This is a genomic window from Saccharopolyspora erythraea NRRL 2338 (assembly GCF_000062885.1).
GTDB classification, from domain to species: Bacteria; Actinomycetota; Actinomycetes; order Mycobacteriales; family Pseudonocardiaceae; genus Saccharopolyspora_D; species Saccharopolyspora_D erythraea.
This window is the reverse complement of record NC_009142.1, coordinates 1,091,190-1,108,582: the sequence shown is the minus strand read 5'-3', so window position 1 is coordinate 1,108,582 and position 17,393 is coordinate 1,091,190. Positions and strand designations below refer to the sequence as shown.

Below are 17,393 nucleotides of genomic sequence, written 5' to 3'. Positions count from 1 at the left end.
CCGCCGACACGCCCCGGCGGACGGGGTCCCGGCCCGGCGAATCCGTTGCGCGACACCACTTTCCACCGCCCACCAGCGTTGCGAAAGTAGCAAGACAGCACAACGTCGTAACGACATCGCAACCCCTCCCTTGACATATACCCGCTGCATATGGCGTCTTGACAGCCGAGTTGAGGTCGGCAATGGTCGATGCGATCGATTGACTCATCAATCAGTCGCAGGCCGAGGACGCAACACGGGCGGGGCTTCCCGCCCCAGGGAGGTTTCGCCGGATGCCGAGCAGAGGGCGGCCGATCACCGGTCCGAGTCGTCGCGACTTCTTCCGTTACGTCGCGGCGGGAGCGACCGCGGCCGGGGCGGGAGCGGTCGCAACCGGATGCGCCGGGGGCGCGGTCCGCAAAGCACCGCTGCCGTCCGGGCCACCGCGCTACGGAGGCCGGCTGCGCGTCGGGATCGTCGGCGGCTCCAGCAAGGACACCCTCGACGCGCACGCTCCGGTGACCCACCCCGACCAGGCCCGGGTCTTCCAGCTCTACGACACGCTGCTGCGCTTCAACGACAACTACGAGATCGAGCCGTCGCTGGCCGAGTCGGTCGAGTCCGACCCGCAGGCGGTCACCTGGACGATCCGGCTGCGCGAAGGCGTGGAGTTCCACAACGGCAAGCCGCTGGACGCCGAGGACGTCATCTTCACGCTGCGGCGCATCAGCGACCCGGCCAACCCGCAGAGCGGCGCGGTCGGCCTGACCGCGCTGGACCGCGACTCGCTGCGGGCGCTCGACAGCCGCACGGTCCGGTTCACCATGCTGCGCCCGGACGTCACGCTGCCCGACCAGTTTGCCCAGTACGCCAACGGGATCGTGCCGGTCGGCTACGACCCCGACCGGCCGGTGGGCACCGGACCGTTCGCCTTCGACTCCTTCGAACCCGGCCAGCAGAGCGTGTTCACCAAGCACCGCAACTACTGGCGGGAGGGCGAGCCCTACCTCGACGAGCTGGTCATCAGCGACTTCCCCGACGACACCGCGCGGGTCAACGCGCTGCTCGGCGGCCAGGTCGACGCCATCGACCAGGTGCCGCTGGGCCTGCTGCGGGTGCTCGACGCCGACCCGAACCTGCGGCTGCTGGAGTCGCAGACCGGTGCGTGGCTGCCGTTCACGATGCGCGTCGACCGCCCGCCGTTCGACGACGTCCGGGTCCGCCAGGCGTTCCGGCTCGTCGTCGACCGGCAGCAGATGATCGACCAGGTGCTCGGCGGGCACGGCACGGTCGGCAACGACCTCTACTCGCCGCTGGACTCGATGTACAACTCGTCGCTGCCGCAACGAACCCGCGACGTGGCCAAGGCCCGTCGGCTGCTCAAGGAGGCGGGCAAGGAGAACCTGAGCGTGGAGCTGGTCACCTCGCCCGTGGCGGCCGGGACGGTCGAGGCGGCGCAGGTGTTCGCCCAGCAGGCGGCCGAAGCCGGCATCAGGGTCAGCATCCGGAGGCTGGACCCCGGTGAGTTCTTCGGTGACCAGTACCTGTCGTGGGACTTCGCGCAGGACTTCTGGTTCACCCGCAACTTCCTGTCGCAGGCGGGCAACGGCAGCCTGCCCGAATCCCCCTACAACGAAACGCACTGGGCGCACCCGGAGTTCACCGACCTGGTCCAGCGCGCGCGGGCCACGACCGACCCGGCCGCGCGGCGCGAACTCATCTGGCGCGCGCAGCAGATCGAATGGGAAAGCGGTGGTCACATCATCTGGGGCTTCCCCAACCAGCTCGACGCGCACAGCGTCCGCGTCGCCGGTCTCGGCGTCGACCGCAGCGGAATCCCGCTGAACTCCTACGGCTTCCGGCGCGCGTGGCTGGCGCGGTGAGGACGGTGCTTCGATGAATCGGTTGCTGCTCAAAAGAATCCTGCTCGGGGTCGTGATCCTCTGGGCCGTCTCGGTCGTGGTCTTCCTGGCCACCCAGGCGCTTCCCGGTGACGCGGCGCGGGCGATCCTGGGTCGCGAGGCCACGCCGGAGCGGCTGGCGGCGCTGCGCGAACAGCTCCAGCTCGGGGAGCCGCTGCACGTGCAGTACCTGTCGTGGCTGGGAAACCTGGTGCAGCTCGACCTCGGCACGTCGTTCTCAAACGGGATGCCGGTGTCGGAGCTGCTCGGCGAGCGGCTGAACAACTCGCTCGCGCTGATGCTGTGCGCGACCGCGATCAGCGTCCCGGTGGCGCTGCTGGCCGGCACCTACAGCGCGCTGCGCAGGGACAAGGCGTTCGACCACACGACCTCGGTGCTGACGCTGGTCCTGGCCGCGCTGCCGGAGTTCGTGGTCGGCATCGTGCTGGTGCTGGTCTTCTCGACCGGCGCGCTCAACCTTCTGCCCGCCGTCTACGTGATGACAGAGTCCGGCTCGGCGTGGAGCGATCCGGTGCAGTTGGTGCTGCCGACGATGACCATGGTCCTGGCCGTCTCGCCCTACATGGTGCGCATCATGCGCGCGACCATGATCGAGGTCCTGGAGAGCGAGTACGTGCAGCAGGCCCGGCTCAAGGGCCTGCCGGAACGCACCGTGATCCTGCGGCACGCGCTGCCCAACTCCATCGGCCCGGTCGCGCAGGTCGTCGCGCTGCAACTGGCCTGGCTGGCCGGCGGCGTGGTGATCGTGGAGTTCCTGTTCCGCTTCCCCGGCATCGGGTTCGCCCTGGTCGACGCGGTCAACAACCGCGACCTGCCGGTGGTGCAGACGCTGGCGCTGGCGATCGCCGCGGTCTACATCGTGGTGAACCTGCTGGCCGACCTGGTGAGCCTGGCCGCGAACCCGAAGGTGAGGTCCGCGCGATGACCGCGACGACGAACGCACCCACCGAACCCGCCGTCCAGCACGTGCCCCGCGCCGCCGGCGTGCTGCGCACCGCGCTCCGCCTGCCGCGCAGCAAGGTCGGGCTCGGGCTCGCCGCCCTGGTCCTGCTCGTCGCGGTGGCCGGTCCGTGGATCGCACCGCACAGCGCGACGGAGTTCGTCGACACCCCGTTCTCCGACCCGGCCGCCGGTTCCTGGTTCGGCACCGACAACCTCGGCCGCGACGTGCTGACCCGCTTCCTGCACGGCGGCCGCACGCTGCTGATGCTCGCCGCGGTGGCGACGCTGCTCGGCGTAGGCCTCGGCGCACTGCTGGGCATGTACGCCGGCTACCGGCGCGGGTGGCTGGACGAGTCGGTGATGCGCGTGGCCGACATCGTGCTGGCGTTCCCGCAGGTGGTGCTGGCGCTGCTGTTCGTCAGCGTGGTCGGCCCCGAGCTGTGGCTGCTGGTGCTGGTGGTCGCGGGCGGTCACCTGCCGCGCGTGATGCGGGTGGTCCGGGCCGCCACGCTGGCGGTCGCCGAGCGCGACTTCGTCAAGTCGGCGGAGGCGATCGGGATGTCGCGCACCCGCATCCTGCTCGGCGAGATCCTGCCCAACGTCACCGGCACCGTCCTGGTGGAGCTGGGGCTGCGGCTGAACTACTCCATCGGGATCGTCGCCGGACTGAGCTTCCTCGGCCTCGGACTGCAACCGCCGACCGCGGACTGGGGACTGATGATCAACGAGAACAGGATCGCGCTGACCGTGCAGCCGTGGGCGGTGGCGCTGCCGGTGCTGGCCATCGCGGTGCTGACCATCGGCACGAACCTGGTGGCCGACGGGCTGGCGCGGTCGGTGGCCGGCGTCGACCGCGGAATCGAGAAGGGAGGCCGGAGCTGATGACGACTGCGCTGAACGCCGCCGGCGTCGAGGTCCGCGGCGTGCCTTCGGAGGCCGCGATCGTCGCCGACATCGACCTCACCCTCGCTCCCGGCGAGATCCTGGGCCTGATCGGCGAGTCGGGTTCGGGCAAGACCACCCTCGGGCTGGCGATGCTGCGCTACTGCAAGCGCGGCACGCGCATCGCCGGTGGGCGCATCAAAATCGGCGGCACCGACCTGGTGGGGCTGTCTCCCGCGGAGGCCGCGGCGATGCGCGGCAGGCGGGTCGCCTACATCCCGCAGTCCCCGGCTTCGGCGCTGAACCCGGCGCTGCGGCTGCTGACGCAGCTCTCCGAATGCGTGCACGACGTGTCGGGACCGCAGGCGCGCGAGCGCATCCGCCAGGTGCTGGCAGAGGTCGCGCTGCCCGGCGACGACGAGTTCCTGCGCCGCTACCCGCACCAGCTCTCGGGCGGGCAGCAGCAGAGGATCGCGATCGCGATGGCCTTCGTCGGCCGCCCGGAGGTCGTGGTGCTCGACGAGCCGACCACTGGGCTCGACGTCACCACGCAGAAGCGGGTGCTGACCACCATCCGCGAGATGTGCGAACGGCACGGCACCGCGGGCGTCTACATCTCGCACGACATGGCCGTCGTCGCCGAGCTGGCCGACCGCATCGCGGTGATGTACTCGGGACGCATCGTCGAGACCGGGCCGACCGGGCAGGTGCTCGCGCACCCGCGCCACCACTACACCGCCGGGCTGGTGCTGGCCGTGCCGGACCTGGACGGCTCCCGCGCGATGCAGGCCATCGACGGCCACGCGCCGTCGCCGCTGGACCGGCCCGACGGATGTGCCTTCGCGCCGCGGTGCGCGGCGGCCACCACCGGATGCCGCGACGAGGTGCCGGAGCTGGTGGAGGTGTCGGCGGAGCACCTGATCCGCTGCCTGAACCCGCGTTCCGAGCAGTTGGAGGCGACGCCGCGCGACCCGGATCCGGCAGCCGGGGAAGCGAAACCGGTGCTGGAAGTCGAGGGAGTCGGTGCCTGGTACACGAAAACGCCCGTGCTGCGGGACGTGACGCTGTCGGTGCCCGCCGGGTCGTGCCTGGCGCTGCTCGGCGAGTCCGGCAGCGGCAAGACGACGCTGTCGCGCTGCCTGGCCGGGCTGCACCCGAAGCACCGGGGGTCGGTGCGCCTGCACGGGACGGAACTCGCGCGCAGCAGCGCCAAACGCACCCGCGAGCAACGGCGCCAGGTGCAGTACGTGTTCCAGAACCCGTACGAGTCGCTGAACCCCCGGCGGCGGGTGCGCGACCTGGTGGCGCAGCCGATCTCGGTGCTGGGCGACGGTTCCCCGGAAAGCGCCGGCGACCGCGTCATCGAGGCGCTGGAGCTGGCGGCGCTGCGGCCCGACATCGCCGAGCGCTACCCAGACCAGCTCAGCGGCGGCGAGCGGCAGCGCGTCGCGATCGCGCGGGCGCTGGTCACCAGGCCCGAGGTGCTGATCTGCGACGAGATCACCTCCGCGCTGGACGTCTCGGTGCAGTCGGCGATCGTGGACCTGCTGCGCGGACTCCAGGAGAAGATGGGGCTGTCGCTGGTCTTCGTCACGCACAACATCGCACTGGTGCGCAACATCGCCCAGCAGGTCGCGGTGCTGCAGGACGGCCGGATCGTCGAGCAGGCACCGGTGGAGGAGCTGTTCTCCGACGCGCAGCACGAGTACACGCGCTCGCTGCTGGCCGACGCGCCGAACTTCCAGGTCGAAGGGGCGCTCTGATGGCGGTGGCGCACGGGCGCTGCGACGAGGGGTTCGACCGCGTCGCGGCGGAGTTCGCGGCGGTCCTCGACGCCGACGGCGGCGCGGGCAGCGCCTTCGCGGTGTTCCGCGACGGTCGTCCGGTCGTGGAACTGCACGGCGGGCACCGCGACCCCGGCGGCGAGCAGGCGATGACGGCGGACACGCTGATGCCGGTCTTCTCCGGCACGAAAGGCGTCGTGTCGACCGCGATCGCGCTGCTCGTCGAGCGCGCGGCGATCGACCCGGATGCCCGGGTCGCCGAGTACTGGCCGGAGTTCGCGGCGGCGGGCAAGCAGGAAGTGCTGGTGCGGCAGGTGCTTTCGCATGCCGCCGGGCTGCCGTACCACGAGCAGCGGGTCAGTTTGGAGCAGTGCCTGGACAACCGGGGCATGGCCGCATTGCTCGCGCAGCAGAGTCCACTGTGGCCTGTCGGCGAACGGGTCGCGTACCACGCCCTCACCTTCGGCTGGCTGGCAGCCGAGCTCGTGCGCCGCACCGACGGCCGCGAGATCGGGCACTTCGTACGCGAGGAGATCACCGCCGCGCTCGGCGTCGACGTGTGGCTCGGCCTGCCGTCGTCCCAGTGGCGCCGCACCGGGCGGTGCTGGCGCTCCCCCGACTACCGGGTCGCGAACCGCCTGGACACCCCGGAAAGCCGCGCCCACACCGAAAGGGTCTACGGCAACCCGCCGTCGCTGGTGGGCGACGGCACGCCGTGGAACACCGAACGGTGGTGGACCGGCGGGGTGCCCGGCGGCGGAGCGATGGCCACCGCCGGAGGCATGGCGGGCGTGTACGCGGCGCTGGTGAGCGGCGGCCTCGTCAGCCCGTCGACGCTGGACCGCGCGCACCGGGAGGAGAGCCGCGGCGAGGACCCCGGCACGGGTCGCCCACTGTGCTTCGGCCTCGGCTTCGAGGTGCAGGACCCGCTGGGCACCTACGGCCCGGAACCGGTCGCCTTCGGCCACAGCGGTGCCGGCGGCTCCGTCCACGGCTGCTGGCCGCACCGCGGCGTCGCCTTCTCCTACGTGCCGTGCATGATGCGCCCGGAGGAGGACGACGGCCGAGCCCAACGCCTGCTCACCGCCCTGCACAGCTGCCTGGGCTGACGTTCTGTCCCGACCGAAAAGGGTGGACCGGCACGCCGTCCCGCGCCGTAGTCTTGGCCGATGGACTTCGAGTTGGACGACTCCCTCGACCGCGTCGACCGGGACGTCCTGTGGGACTTCCTGTCCAGCCAGGCGTACTGGAGCCGCTGGCGCTCCCGCGATGACCTGGAGCGCCAGCTCGCCGGCGCGTGGCGCGTCGTCGGCGCCTACGAGCGGCCCGGCGGCCGGATGGTCGGCTTCGCCCGGGCCTTCTCCGACGGTGTGGCGAGCGCGTACCTGGCCGACGTGTTCACCGTCCCGGAGGCCCGCGGCCACGGCGTCGGCAAGGCGCTGGTGCGGACGGTGATCGACGAGGGTCCGGGACGCGAGTTCCGCTGGATGCTGCACACCGACGACGCGCACGGCCTGTACCGCGGTTTCGGCTTCGCCGAAGCCGACCAGACCTACATGGAGCGCCGGCCGTCCGGCAGCCGTGCTCAGCCCACGGCCGGCGGTGTTGAGGGCTAGCTGTACTGGGTCGTCAGGCTGGTCTCATCCGGAGACGGGGGATGCCTTGGTGGGCGAACCAGGCGGCGGCGGGACGGAGGAATCCGGCGCAGGTGGTGGCTTTCTCGTCGGGCACTGCACCGGCTCGCCCGACCAGTGTCGGCCACCGAAGACCTCCAGGTATGGGGTGCAGACCGTCATCTCCACCGCACCTGCAGGTCCTTCCTCGTGATCAAGCAGACACACCCCCGGCCACGTACCCCAGGACCCAGTCCAGCCAGTCCGGCGCCGCCGGGAGTCAGCCCGCGAGCTGAGCGAGCTGCTCGTCGAGGTAGCGGACCATCTTCGGGATGTCGGCGGCGGCGAAGGTGTTCCACCGCTCGCCGGCCTGGTTGCGCCGGGTCGTCACGCTGTAGCGGCCGTCCTCGGTGTCGCGCCAGCCGATCGCGGGCAGCCGCATCCGCCGGCCCGCGCCGTCGTGGCCGCTGACGACGAAGTAGCCGACCCGCAGCAGCGGCAGGGCCATGATCGCCTGCGCCTTGCGCAGCTCGCTCCCGCTGCGCCCCGCGGCCGAGGCCTGCACCGCGCCGAGCCAGGACTGCTCCTCGGCGTCGGCACGGTGGTTCGCCGGTTCCGGTGTCCCGGCCGACACGGTGGCCGCCTCGAGGTGTCCCTCGGGATGGGCGGGCAGCAACTGCGCGCAGATCCGGGCCAGGCCGCGCACGTCGATGTACTCGAACCGCACGCCCCGCGGTTCCTGCCGCGCGAGCACGCCCGTGCGACCGGAAACCGCCACGCAGCCGCGGAACACCTCCTCGGACCCGACTTCGTAGGAGGTGATCGCGATCGACATGTCCGAGCGGTCGACGAGCTTCACCGCCGTCTCCACATCGGGTTCCGGACGGCCGTGGTCGGCCAGTCCGCGACTGCTCAGTTCGGCCCAGACCTCCCGGCGGATCCCCGCGCGTTGATCGAGTGTCGTGCCGAAATGGGGGACCTCGAACGGGAACCGCCGCAAGTTGACTCGCAGGTCTTCGCCCAGGATGTCGGCCGCCTCCAGCGACAACGTGAACGAATCGACCATCACTTCTCCCTTCGGGCACGACGTCTTTCCCCGGGAAGCCCAGCTCCCCGGGGAAAGACCCTGTTCGCAGTTCCTTCTTCGCGGCGGTCGCCACCACGACGGCGGGTTCCGGCGACTAGGTCGTCACCGGAATCGCCTTTCGCCGCTCAATTCCCTTTGGCGGTTCGGTTTTCGGCGAATTTCCCTCATTCACCGAACACCGGTGGCGCGACCTGGGGCAACCCGAGGTCGTCCCACGCCTCGTCCGTTTCCACCATGTATTTGTTCTGGTGCTCCTGGTCCTCTTCGGAGTCGCCCTGGCCGCCCCGACCGGCTGCGCCACCGCCCATCGCACCGCCGCCGCGGCCGCTTCCGGACCCGGAACCCGTCGCTGAGCCGCCGGCTCCGACACCTCCGAGCGCCCCGGCCCCGGCTCGGCCTCCGGCACCTAGCTGCCCGCCGGCTCCGACACCGCCGACCCGGCCACCGGCGCCCACGCCTCCGCCAGCGCCTCGGCCGCCGCCGCTCCCTGCGCCTCCACCTGCACCGCCACCACCGGCACGGCCACCGCCGGTCCCAGGCGCGCCCCGACCTGCTCCCGTCGGCGGACCGCCCCTACCTGGCTGCTGTCCTGGCGGAACTGGCGCCCACCGGCCGTTGTAAGGATTGCGCCGCTCCCACTGGCCCGTCTTCTCGTTCCACCTCATGTCCGAGTTGCCAGGCCGCGAGGTGTTCGTGTGCTGGAGCCACTCCGGAGTGGTGGTCGTCGGCCTTCCGGTCGTGTCACGCGTGAACGACGTCGGATCGTCCGTTCCCACCCGGGCCCACGAGGACTGCGTCGTGGCAGGCGTGCCCGTGGTGTTGTGCGTGCTGGTCGACGTCGTGGAGGTCGTCGAACTCGTAGTGCTGCTCGTCTCGTTCGGCTCTTTGAACGTCGAGGTCGGCTTGTACTCGCTCCGCAGCTCGCAATTGGTGGGCTCGATCGGCGGGGGCGGCGGCGGGGCGAAGGACGGCGTGCCCGCCGCGGCCTCCCCGAAGCTGCCTTCCATGGTCTGCATGACCTGGGCGGCTTCGGCATGCGCGGCCTGGCTCTTCTCGTGCTTCTCCACCATGTCGTTGACCCGGCTGATCATGGTGAACGGATCGCCGCTGGCGGCGACGCCGGCCATCTCCTTGCCGAGGTCGAACTCGACGACCTCCGGCATCGAGTACCTGGCCCGCTCGGCGGCCTCGGCCTGCATCCCCATCTGGTTCGCCGTCAGCTGCGCGGCCTGACCGGAGCTGCCCATCCGGTCGGCGACACCGGTGACGTGCGCACGCATCGCGTCACCGGCCTGGCCCTTCCAGGTCTCCTCGGTCTTCGTCGCGGCCTGGCGGATGCGGTTGGAGAAGTCGATCAGCGTCTGGCCGTGCCCGTGGTAGATCCTGCCCACGTCGTGCACCGCACCGGGGTCGAAGTTCTCCTTGACGAACCTGTCGAGTTCCTTGTGCTCGAACGACAGGTAGTGCGTTCCCCCGAGCGCCGCCGGGCGCTCCCGCAACTCCTGGTTCGCCGACAGCTCCGCGGCCTGCTGCCGGGCGTACTCGGAGGCCGCGTTCCGCGCCTCGGCCAGCGACTTCACCTCGGCGATCACGTTGCCGAGGCCGAAGAGCTTGCCATCCAGATCGCGGTTGTCTTCCCGCGCCTGCTCATACGCCGAGCGCTCGTGATCGGCGACGTACTCCGACCCCTCGTACGGCGACGTCATCCTCGCCCCTCCCCCTCCATCCCCTCGGCGGCTACCGGGGAAGCTTCGCTTCCACGAACGGCGCCGCCTTCTGCGCCAACTGGCAAGCCGTCTCGTTGTTCATGTCGTCGGTCGTTCCGCTGATACCGGCGGAGGTCGACGCCGTCACCTCGACGAGGAGTTCACAACTGCCGTCCTGCTCGTTCGGCCGCACCAGCTTGGCCTTCCGGCCGTTCAGCGACGTGTCCTCGACCTGCTCCCCCGACACGTTGAGCTTGTCGAGGGCACGGTCGGGGTGCAGGCTCACCGCCAGCAGTCCCTCGGGGGTGTCCCAACGGCATCCTTGGCTACCCGCGACATCCCTGCGCGTTCCAGGCCCCTCGGCTCCGAGTTGAGCTGCCTCACCGCTGCTCAGCGTTGTGCAGGGATCCAAGTCTCCGAGAGCGTTCGCCTGGGACGAGTTGGTGGTACCAGATCCCGTATCTCCGGAGGGCGCCTTCGCTGGGGCTGCCCCGCATGCCGACAGCGTCAATGCTGCGACCACCAAGCCGGCGGCGGACACGGAGCTCAAGAACGTACTGGTCAAGATGACAGTCCTCAATCTCATACCTGCACGCCGAAATTGGCGTTGCCTTCATCGACTTCCTGGTAGAGCTGGATGCCCCTGCGAATCGACTCGATCACGAGCGGTACGCGCTCGCGTATTTGTCTGAGCATCTCTTCGTAGGACCGTCCATCACCCCCGGCGGCCACCTGCTGGTTGAACTCGGAAATCGCCGTCCCCGCAGGGCTGTCGCCAAGTGGGGTCTTGCGCTTCAGATCCGCCATGTCCCGCCACATGTTCCGAAGCTGTTCCGCCAACTCTTCGAAGGTGCGGATGAGTTCGTCGCCTGCTTCGGGGGTGATCTGGAACTGGCCGCTGTTGGCGGCGCTGATGATGCCCTGCATGGCGCTGTCCGTGGCGGCCAGTCCCGCCGCGGCACCGACTGCTTCCGTCATCGCCGATGTCCCCCAGGAAATCCGGTATTCAGCTCTCAAGCCAGGAGCAAGCTACCACCAGGTGTGCACGGAAAGTGTTGGCATGCGGTGGATTCAGTGACTCGAGGTCAGGTCACACCCGAACGGAGCAGTGCCGGAACGGGAGGAGTGGAACCGAGGCCGTCTGCTACTACGGCCCCACTACGGCGATGCCGTCGGGGTCGATGGTCAACCGTACGGCTTCGCCGACGCCCGGCGCGTCGGCCGTTCCGGCGACGGCCTCCACACGGCCGGCCTCCGGTGCCTCCGGCACCGTGACGGTCAGGCGCACGTGGTCGTGGCGGTGCACGCGCTCCCGCACGGTGCCGACCACCGCATCCGTCGAGGTCACGGACCCGGTGCGCTGCCGCACCCGAACGGCGACGGGGTGACCACCATCGCCGTTCCCCAGGCTCGGCGATGCAGCGCCGCCGCCATCCGCGCCTCCCGCGGCGCCGCCCCCGACGCCCCCGGCGTCCACGCCGCCGCCGCCATCCGCGCCGACGCCCCCGGCGGCGGCGCCCGCGCCGACGCCGAGCCGCTCGGCCCGCACGCCTGCGGCGCGCAGGCCGAGGCGCGCCTCGCCGTCGGGCTCCGCCACGGCGACGGCGCCGAGGGCGCAGGTCGCGACTCCGTCGCGGACCTGCGCCGGCAGCAGCGTCGTGCAGCCCAGGAACTCGGCGACTTCGTCGCCTGCGGGGCGCTGCCAGAGGCGGGCCGGGGTGTCGAGCTGCAGGATCCGCCCCCGCGCCATGACGGCCACCCGGTCGGCCAGGGTGAACGCCTCGTCGTGGTCGTGGGTGACGACGATGGCGGTGGCGTCGTCGCGGGCGAGCAGCGCGGCGAGGTCGACGGCGAGCTGTTCGCGCAGCATGCGGTCGAGGGCCGACAGGGGTTCGTCGAGCAGCAGCAGCCGCGGGTCGGCGGCGAGGGCGCGGGCCAGCGCCACGCGCTGCGCCTCACCGCCGGACAGCTCGGTCACCCGGCGCCGCTCGTAGCCCGCGAGGCCGACGAGCTCGAGCAGTTCCGCCACCCGCGCGGCGCGCCGCGCGCGGCTCACCGAGCGCATGCGCAGGCCGAACTCGACGTTGCCCGCGACGTCGCGGTGCGGGAACAGCTGCCCGTCCTGGAACACCATGCCGAAGCCGCGGCGGTGCACCGGCACCCGCGCGAGGTCGGTGCCGTCCCAGTGCACGCTTCCCGCCGACGGACGTTCCAGTCCGGCGACGGCGCGCAGCAGGGTCGACTTGCCGCAGCCCGAAGGTCCGAGCAGCGCCAGCACCTCGCCGTCGGCCAGCTCCACGTCCACTTCGGACACCGCGGTCACCGGACCGTAGCGGACGGACAGATCACGGACGTCCAGCCCCATCAGAAGCACCCCAACGACAACTTCGAAGCACCGACCGCCAACGACACCACCGACCGCATCAGAACTCCCCAACCGACTCGGTGCGGCCCCGCACGCGCTCGATCGCGATCACCGCGACGATGGTGACGATCATCAGCAGCGCGCACGCCGCGTAGGCCATCTGGCTGTTGAGCTCCCCCGGCCGGGAGACGAGCCTGCCGATGGCGACCGGCAGCGTCGGCGTGTCCGGCCGGGCCAGGAAGCTGGTCGCGCCGAACTCGCCGAGTGCCACCACGAAGCCGAAGCCGGCCGCCGCGACCACCGCCCGCGCCGCGAGCGGCACGTCGATCTCCCACCGCACCCGCCAGGGGTTCGCGCCGAGGGTTGCCGCCGCCTGCCGCAGGCGGGTGTCGATGGACCGCAGCACCGGCAGCACCATGCGGATCACCAGCGGCGTCACGACCAGTGCCTGCGCGAAGGGCACCAGCAGCGGCGAGGTGCGCAGGTCGCCGGGCAGGGCGTCGAGCGTGACGAGGTAGCCGAAGCCGACGGTCACCGCCGACACGCCCAGCGGCAGCATCAGCACCGTGTCCAGCACCTCTGCCGTCGTCCTGCGCTGCACGCCGATCAGCACGAACGAGGCCAGCAACCCGATGAGCAGGGACAGCCAGGTCGCGTCCGCCGCGGTGCGCACCGAGTTCAGCGCCGCGTCGATGCCCGACACCTGGAGCGTGCCGCGCTCGCCGGTGCCCGCCAGGGCGCGGTAGCCGGCCAGGCTCCAGCCGTCCCGGGTGGACACCGACCGCAGCAGCAGGCTCACGACCGGTGTGGCCAGCGCTGCGACGACGACGCCCGCCGCGCCGACGACCCACCATTCGCCGCCCTGCGGCGGGCGCGCGGTCTCCTCGGCCTTGCGCAGCCGCAACGCCGTTTCCCGTCGCCGGCGCGCCAGCGCGGCGATCACCAGCGACGCGACGACGGCGGCGAGTTGCAGCAGCGACAGCGCCGCCGCGCCCCGCAGGTCGAGCAGTTGCACCGTCCGCAGGTAGATCTCGGTCTCCAGGGTCCGGTACTGGCCTCCGCCCAGCACCAGCACGACGCCGAAGCTGGTGGAGCAGAACAGGAAGACCACCGCCAGCGCCGATCCGAGAGCGGGCAGCAGGGCGGGCAGCGTCACCGACGTGAAGGCCCGCAGCCGCGAGGCTCCCAGCGACCTGGCGGTGTCCTCAACCCGGCGGTCGAGGTGCGTCCACAGGCCGCCGACGGTGCGGGCGACGACCGCGACGTTGAAGAAGCCGTTGGCGAGCATGATGCCCAGCACGCTGACGCCGTCGGCGCCGCCGAGCAGCGCCCGGAAGGCCATGCCGACGACCAGGGTCGGCAGCACGAACGGCACCATGATCATGGCCCGCAGCACGGCCTTGCCCGGGATCGCGACCCGTGCCAGGACGTAGGCGAGCGGCATCCCGGCCAGCAGCGCCAGCAGCGTCGAGCCCGCGGCCTGGCCGAGGGTGAACGCGACCAGCCGCCACGTCGCCGGATCGGCCAGGACACCGGTGACGCCGCCGCCGGCGCCGAGGCCCAGGATCGCCGCGACCGGCCACGCGAAGAACAGGCCGAGGAAGCCGAGCACCACCGCCGCGGCCACCCCGACCGCGGTCCGGTGGCCGCTTCCCGCCCGGGCGGGCGCGGTCAGCCCCGCACCACCGCGCGCCACTGCTCCACCCAACGGTCGCGGTTCTGCTCCACCTGCTGCGCGGGCAGCTCGGCGGGTTGCGGCGGCAGCGGGGCGCTGACCACCCAGCTCTGCGGCAACGGCACGTCGCGCACCGACGGGTAGACGTACATGGTGTCGGCGACCTGCGCCTGGAACTCCGGTGAGAGCAGGAAGTCGACGACCCGGCCCGCCGCCTCCGGGTCCTTCGCGCCGCGCAGCACGCCCGCGTACTCGACCTGGCGGTAGCAGGTGCCGGTCAGCGCCTTCGTGCGTGGCGAACCGTCCGGGTTCACCTCCGCCGCGGGCGAGGACGCGTAGGACAGCACGATCGGCCGCGGCCCCTTGCCCGCCGATCCGGAGAAGTCCTGGTTGTACGCCTCCTCCCAGCCCGACGACACCTTCGTGCCGTTGGCGGCGAGCTGGCGCCAGTAGTCCTGCCAGCCGTTCTCGCCGAAGGCGGCGACGGTGCTGAGCAGGAACGCCAGGCCGGGTGAGGACGTCGTCGGGTCCGGGACGGAGAACAGGTCGCGGTAGCGGGGATCGGCCAGGTCGCGCAGGTTCGCCGGCTCGGGCAGGCCGCGCTGGGCGAACCACCCGGTGTCGATGTTGACGCACACGTCGGCGACGTCCACGGCGCTGAGCCGGTTCTCCGGCTCCAGCGCGTAGCGCTGCGGCCCCTGGTCGGCGTTGGGCGCCCGGTGCGGTTCGAACACGCCCTCGCGCAGCGCGCGGGAGGCGAAGGTCGAGTCGACGCCGTAGGCGACGTCGCCGATCGGGCTCGCCTTGGACAGCACCAGCTTGTTTGTCAGCTCCCCGGCGTCACCGCTGTTGAGGACGTTGATGCGGATGCCGGTGGTCTCCTGGAACTTCGCCAGCAGCTTCTCGTCGGCGACGAACGAGTCGTGCGCGACCAGCGTGACGGTGCGCGCGGACTGGTCCTGGTTCTGCGTGCCGGCGAGCGAGCAGCTCGCGGTCAGCGCGGCCAGCGCTGCGGCCCCGGCGAGTCGCAGGAAACGGTTCAACGGTCCTCCCGATGTCGCGCCACGCGTCCGGCATCGAGGGCCTCCCTGCGCCGGCATGATCCGGTTCAGGTTCGTACGGTCGAGGGGCTCGCCCCTCCTCTCAGCCCAGCGCGCTGGACTCCCGTGGCGACCCCGGAGTCTACGTCAGGCCCCGCCGCCGTCGGGGACCGCGGGCCCGGACCGCCGATGGACCGAACGCGGTTTGCGCAGCTCCGACGGCTCGTCGTGGCGCGGGAAGGTCGCGAAGAGCGGCTTCGTCCACCATCATGGTCGACATGGCAGAGCTGCTGACCGACGACCAGATCTCCAGTGCCCTCGAACACCTGCCGGAGTGGCGGCACGAGGAGGGCGAGCTCACCCGCAGCGTCGAGCTGGCCAGCTTCCCGCAGGCCATCCAGGTGGTGAACCGGATCGCCGAGATCGCCGAGCAGGAGAACCACCACCCCGACATCGACGTCCGCTGGCGGAACCTGACCTTCCACTGCGTCACGCACTCCAAGGGCGGGATAACGCAGGCCGACGTGTCGATGGCCCAGGAGATCGACTCCGCCATCGACGCCTTCCAGCAGAGCTGAGCCCTGACACCGGCCGTCTGACGAGACGCCGGGCGCCCGCATTCGCGCGGGCGCCCGGCGCGCCGGCCGTCAGGCTCCGACGAGGTCGGCGACCTCGAAGGCGCAGCCCCAGGACAGGGCGACCCCGCACCCGGCGTGGCCGTAGTCGTGCACGATCCGCGAGCCCTCGAAGTGCTCGACCTCCAGCCGGACCTGCTCGCGCCCGGGGCGCAGTCCGACGATCTCGTCTCGGACCTCGGCGCCGTCGAGCTTCGGTTCGACCTCCGCGCAGCGGCGCAGGATGCCCTCGCTCACCGTGCGGGACGGCACCAGGTTCCAGTCGTGCTCCACCGCCACGCCGCCGAGCACCACCCGGTCGCCGTGCGGCATGTAGCCGGTGAACTCGGAGTCCGTGGTCAGCTCGATGAAGTACTCCTGCACGCCCGGGTTGGCCACCACCACGTGCTGGCCGCGCACCGGGTGCACGGCGGGGTCGCCGACCAGCTCGCGGGCCCCGACGCCGGTGCAGTTCACCACGACCCGCGCCTCGGCGACCGCCTCGCCCAGCGTCGGCACCGGGCTGACCACCAGTTCGCCGCCCGCGGCCCGGAAGCGGTCGACGAGGTGGTCCAGGTACTTCGGCATGTCGATGAGCGGCACGGTGGCGTGGTAGCCGCTGACGAAGCCCTCCGGTAGCTCGTCGGGCGTGCATTTGCGCAGGTCGTCGAGGAGATGCGCTTCCGGCGGGACGACGTCGCCCAGGTCGAAGCGGGCCGCCATCCGGCCCGGTGCCAGGTGCACGCCCGACGCGCTGTCGCGGCACAGCGCCGTGAACTCCGCATACGAGCGGGTGACCCATCGCAGGACGCGGTCGGCCGGCCGGAGCATCGCCGGTCCCCACATGGCGCCCGCGACGGCGGAGGTGGTGTCGCGGGGACGCTCGGCGGTGCGGATGCGGACCGGCACCCCGGCTTCGGCGAGGACGATTCCCGAGGTCAGACCCTGCACCCCGGCTCCGATGACGAGCACGGGCTCAGCGCTCACGCGTCCACGCTAACAGCACCGCACGGCGTCGCGACCCCTCGAACAGGGCATTCCGGCCGTTCGCGGCCACCGACCGGAGTCAGCGGCTCCACCGACCGCCGAGGGCCGGGGCGAGGCCCGCCCGCGCGATGTCGCCGAAAGCGGCCGGGTCGGCGGCGGCGCCTTCGGGCAGGACGCCGAGCAACGGAGCCCCCGTCACCTCCGGCAGGTCGTCGAGGTTGCACCGGCACGCCAGGTCCGGAGCCGAAGGCCAGCTCCCGACGACCACGCCCGCGCACTCGACACCGCGCGCCCGCAACGCCTCGGCGGTGAGCGCGGCGGCATTGAGCGTGCCCAGGCCCCCGTGGGCTACGACCAGCACCGGCGCCGATAACGCGACCGCGACGTCGGCGAGCGTGCCGCCGTCGTCGTACCGGACCAGCAGTCCGCCCGCGCCCTCGACGAGCACCAGGTCGTGTTCGCGGTCCAGCTCCCGGGCCGCCTCGGCGACCTGCGCCGGCCGGACCGGCGGCGCGCCCGCTCGGCGGGCGGCCGTGGCCGGGGCCAGCGGCTCCGGGTAGCGGGCCAGCTCGACCGCCGTCACCGGACCCGCCAGGCGCGCGACCTCGGCGACGTCGCCGTCCTCGCCCGCGGCGACACCGGTCTGCGCGGCCTTCAGCACCGCCACGCGACCGGGTGCGAGAGCGGCTATCGCCGCCGTGACGACGGTCTTGCCGACCTCGGTGCCGGTACCGGTGATGACGAGAACGGACATCCGTGGACTCCAGGAACCTTGTCGGGACGACGGCGTATCGGGC

16 protein-coding genes and 1 riboswitch are annotated in these 17,393 nt (G+C 71.7%); of the genes, 7 read left to right on the top strand and 9 right to left on the bottom strand.

Annotation, left to right across the window (positions count from 1 at the left end; genetic code table 11):
• The first annotated feature begins 272 nt into the window (after nucleotides 1-272).
• Genes SACE_RS04855 through SACE_RS04830 form a run of 6 tightly spaced genes read left to right on the top strand, consistent with a single transcriptional unit; the run spans nucleotide 273 to nucleotide 7,125 of the window.
• Entirely contained in the window at nucleotides 273-1,862 is a 1,590-nt protein-coding gene (locus SACE_RS04855; protein ID WP_009949349.1) for an ABC transporter substrate-binding protein, read from the top strand.
• 13 nt (nucleotides 1,863-1,875) lie between these two features.
• Nucleotides 1,876-2,826 (top strand): ABC transporter permease, encoded by a 951-nt coding sequence (locus SACE_RS04850; protein WP_021341970.1) that lies wholly within the window; start codon nucleotides 1,876-1,878, stop codon nucleotides 2,824-2,826.
• Nucleotides 2,823-3,725, top strand: a complete 903-nt coding sequence (locus tag SACE_RS04845; RefSeq protein ID WP_009949351.1) for an ABC transporter permease — start codon at nucleotides 2,823-2,825, stop codon at nucleotides 3,723-3,725. The genes SACE_RS04850 and SACE_RS04845 overlap by 4 nt, the downstream gene beginning before the upstream one ends.
• Nucleotides 3,725-5,488 carry an ABC transporter ATP-binding protein gene (locus SACE_RS04840; RefSeq protein ID WP_009949352.1) on the top strand — a complete coding sequence of 588 codons (1,764 nt, stop codon included), beginning with the start codon at nucleotides 3,725-3,727 and terminating at the stop codon, nucleotides 5,486-5,488. Before SACE_RS04845 ends, SACE_RS04840 begins: the two co-directional genes overlap by 1 nt.
• Nucleotides 5,488-6,618: a serine hydrolase domain-containing protein gene (locus SACE_RS04835; RefSeq protein ID WP_009949353.1), complete on the top strand. Its 1,131-nt coding sequence runs from the start codon at nucleotides 5,488-5,490 to the stop codon at nucleotides 6,616-6,618. The genes SACE_RS04840 and SACE_RS04835 overlap by 1 nt, the downstream gene beginning before the upstream one ends.
• A gap of 60 nt (nucleotides 6,619-6,678) precedes the next feature.
• Nucleotides 6,679-7,125, top strand: coding sequence for a GNAT family N-acetyltransferase (locus SACE_RS04830; protein WP_009949354.1), 447 nt, complete (start codon nucleotides 6,679-6,681; stop codon nucleotides 7,123-7,125).
• 277 nt (nucleotides 7,126-7,402) lie between these two features.
• Here SACE_RS04830 and SACE_RS04825 read toward each other — a convergent pair whose 3' ends face one another.
• The 7 genes from SACE_RS04825 to SACE_RS04795 form a co-directional block, all read right to left on the bottom strand.
• A complete protein-coding gene (locus SACE_RS04825) occupies nucleotides 7,403-8,188 on the bottom strand; it encodes an ESX secretion-associated protein EspG (protein ID WP_009949356.1) in 786 nt (261 codons plus the stop codon).
• Nucleotides 8,189-8,373: 185 nt separating this feature from the next.
• Entirely contained in the window at nucleotides 8,374-9,915 is a 1,542-nt protein-coding gene (locus tag SACE_RS04820) for a hypothetical protein (RefSeq protein WP_009949357.1), read from the bottom strand.
• Between the two features lie 31 nt (nucleotides 9,916-9,946).
• Nucleotides 9,947-10,501, bottom strand: a complete 555-nt coding sequence (locus SACE_RS36110) for a DUF3558 family protein (RefSeq protein ID WP_231849926.1) — start codon at nucleotides 10,499-10,501, stop codon at nucleotides 9,947-9,949.
• Nucleotides 10,498-10,893, bottom strand: a complete 396-nt coding sequence (locus SACE_RS04810; protein ID WP_009949359.1) for a hypothetical protein — start codon at nucleotides 10,891-10,893, stop codon at nucleotides 10,498-10,500. Before SACE_RS04810 ends, SACE_RS36110 begins: the two co-directional genes overlap by 4 nt.
• 169 nt (nucleotides 10,894-11,062) lie before the next feature.
• Nucleotides 11,063-12,280: an ABC transporter ATP-binding protein gene (locus SACE_RS04805; RefSeq protein ID WP_011873225.1), complete on the bottom strand. Its 1,218-nt coding sequence runs from the start codon at nucleotides 12,278-12,280 to the stop codon at nucleotides 11,063-11,065.
• Between the two features lie 58 nt (nucleotides 12,281-12,338).
• The gene (locus SACE_RS04800) at nucleotides 12,339-13,976 is read right to left on the bottom strand and encodes an ABC transporter permease (RefSeq protein ID WP_009950223.1); all 1,638 of its coding nucleotides are present in this window, start codon (nucleotides 13,974-13,976) and stop codon (nucleotides 12,339-12,341) included.
• Nucleotides 13,952-14,998, bottom strand: a complete 1,047-nt coding sequence (locus SACE_RS04795; protein ID WP_009950225.1) for a thiamine ABC transporter substrate-binding protein — start codon at nucleotides 14,996-14,998, stop codon at nucleotides 13,952-13,954. The genes SACE_RS04800 and SACE_RS04795 overlap by 25 nt, the downstream gene beginning before the upstream one ends.
• 39 nt (nucleotides 14,999-15,037) lie before the next feature.
• A riboswitch (TPP riboswitch) is annotated at nucleotides 15,038-15,126 on the bottom strand.
• Between the two features lie 147 nt (nucleotides 15,127-15,273).
• Between SACE_RS04795 and SACE_RS04790 the strand changes: the two genes are divergently transcribed.
• Entirely contained in the window at nucleotides 15,274-15,573 is a 300-nt protein-coding gene (locus SACE_RS04790) for a 4a-hydroxytetrahydrobiopterin dehydratase (RefSeq protein WP_029622068.1), read from the top strand.
• 69 nt (nucleotides 15,574-15,642) lie between these two features.
• Here the strand turns inward: SACE_RS04790 and SACE_RS04785 are convergent, their stop codons facing one another.
• Nucleotides 15,643-16,596 carry an FAD-dependent oxidoreductase gene (locus tag SACE_RS04785; protein ID WP_031334323.1) on the bottom strand — a complete coding sequence of 318 codons (954 nt, stop codon included), beginning with the start codon at nucleotides 16,594-16,596 and terminating at the stop codon, nucleotides 15,643-15,645.
• Nucleotides 16,597-16,675: 79 nt separating this feature from the next.
• Entirely contained in the window at nucleotides 16,676-17,350 is a 675-nt protein-coding gene (bioD, locus tag SACE_RS04780) for a dethiobiotin synthase (RefSeq protein WP_009950229.1), read from the bottom strand.
• Between the last annotated feature and the right edge of the window lie 43 nt (nucleotides 17,351-17,393).

What these genes read in the sequence shown, in the direction of transcription:
- SACE_RS04805 (WP_011873225.1), bottom strand. Translation starts at nt 12,280, where the DNA reads ATGGGGCTGGACGTCCGTGATCTGTCCGTCCGCTACGGTCCGGTGACC.
- SACE_RS04845 (WP_009949351.1), top strand. Translation starts at nt 2,823, where the DNA reads ATGACCGCGACGACGAACGCACCCACCGAACCCGCCGTCCAGCACGTG.
- SACE_RS04855 (WP_009949349.1), top strand. Translation starts at nt 273, where the DNA reads ATGCCGAGCAGAGGGCGGCCGATCACCGGTCCGAGTCGTCGCGACTTC.
- bioD (WP_009950229.1), bottom strand. Translation starts at nt 17,350, where the DNA reads ATGTCCGTTCTCGTCATCACCGGTACCGGCACCGAGGTCGGCAAGACC.
- SACE_RS04850 (WP_021341970.1), top strand. Translation starts at nt 1,876, where the DNA reads ATGAATCGGTTGCTGCTCAAAAGAATCCTGCTCGGGGTCGTGATCCTC.
- SACE_RS04825 (WP_009949356.1), bottom strand. Translation starts at nt 8,188, where the DNA reads ATGGTCGATTCGTTCACGTTGTCGCTGGAGGCGGCCGACATCCTGGGC.
- SACE_RS36110 (WP_231849926.1), bottom strand. Translation starts at nt 10,501, where the DNA reads ATGAGATTGAGGACTGTCATCTTGACCAGTACGTTCTTGAGCTCCGTG.
- SACE_RS04830 (WP_009949354.1), top strand. Translation starts at nt 6,679, where the DNA reads ATGGACTTCGAGTTGGACGACTCCCTCGACCGCGTCGACCGGGACGTC.
- SACE_RS04820 (WP_009949357.1), bottom strand. Translation starts at nt 9,915, where the DNA reads ATGACGTCGCCGTACGAGGGGTCGGAGTACGTCGCCGATCACGAGCGC.
- SACE_RS04835 (WP_009949353.1), top strand. Translation starts at nt 5,488, where the DNA reads ATGGCGGTGGCGCACGGGCGCTGCGACGAGGGGTTCGACCGCGTCGCG.
- SACE_RS04810 (WP_009949359.1), bottom strand. Translation starts at nt 10,893, where the DNA reads ATGACGGAAGCAGTCGGTGCCGCGGCGGGACTGGCCGCCACGGACAGC.
- SACE_RS04790 (WP_029622068.1), top strand. Translation starts at nt 15,274, where the DNA reads ATGGCAGAGCTGCTGACCGACGACCAGATCTCCAGTGCCCTCGAACAC.
- SACE_RS04840 (WP_009949352.1), top strand. Translation starts at nt 3,725, where the DNA reads ATGACGACTGCGCTGAACGCCGCCGGCGTCGAGGTCCGCGGCGTGCCT.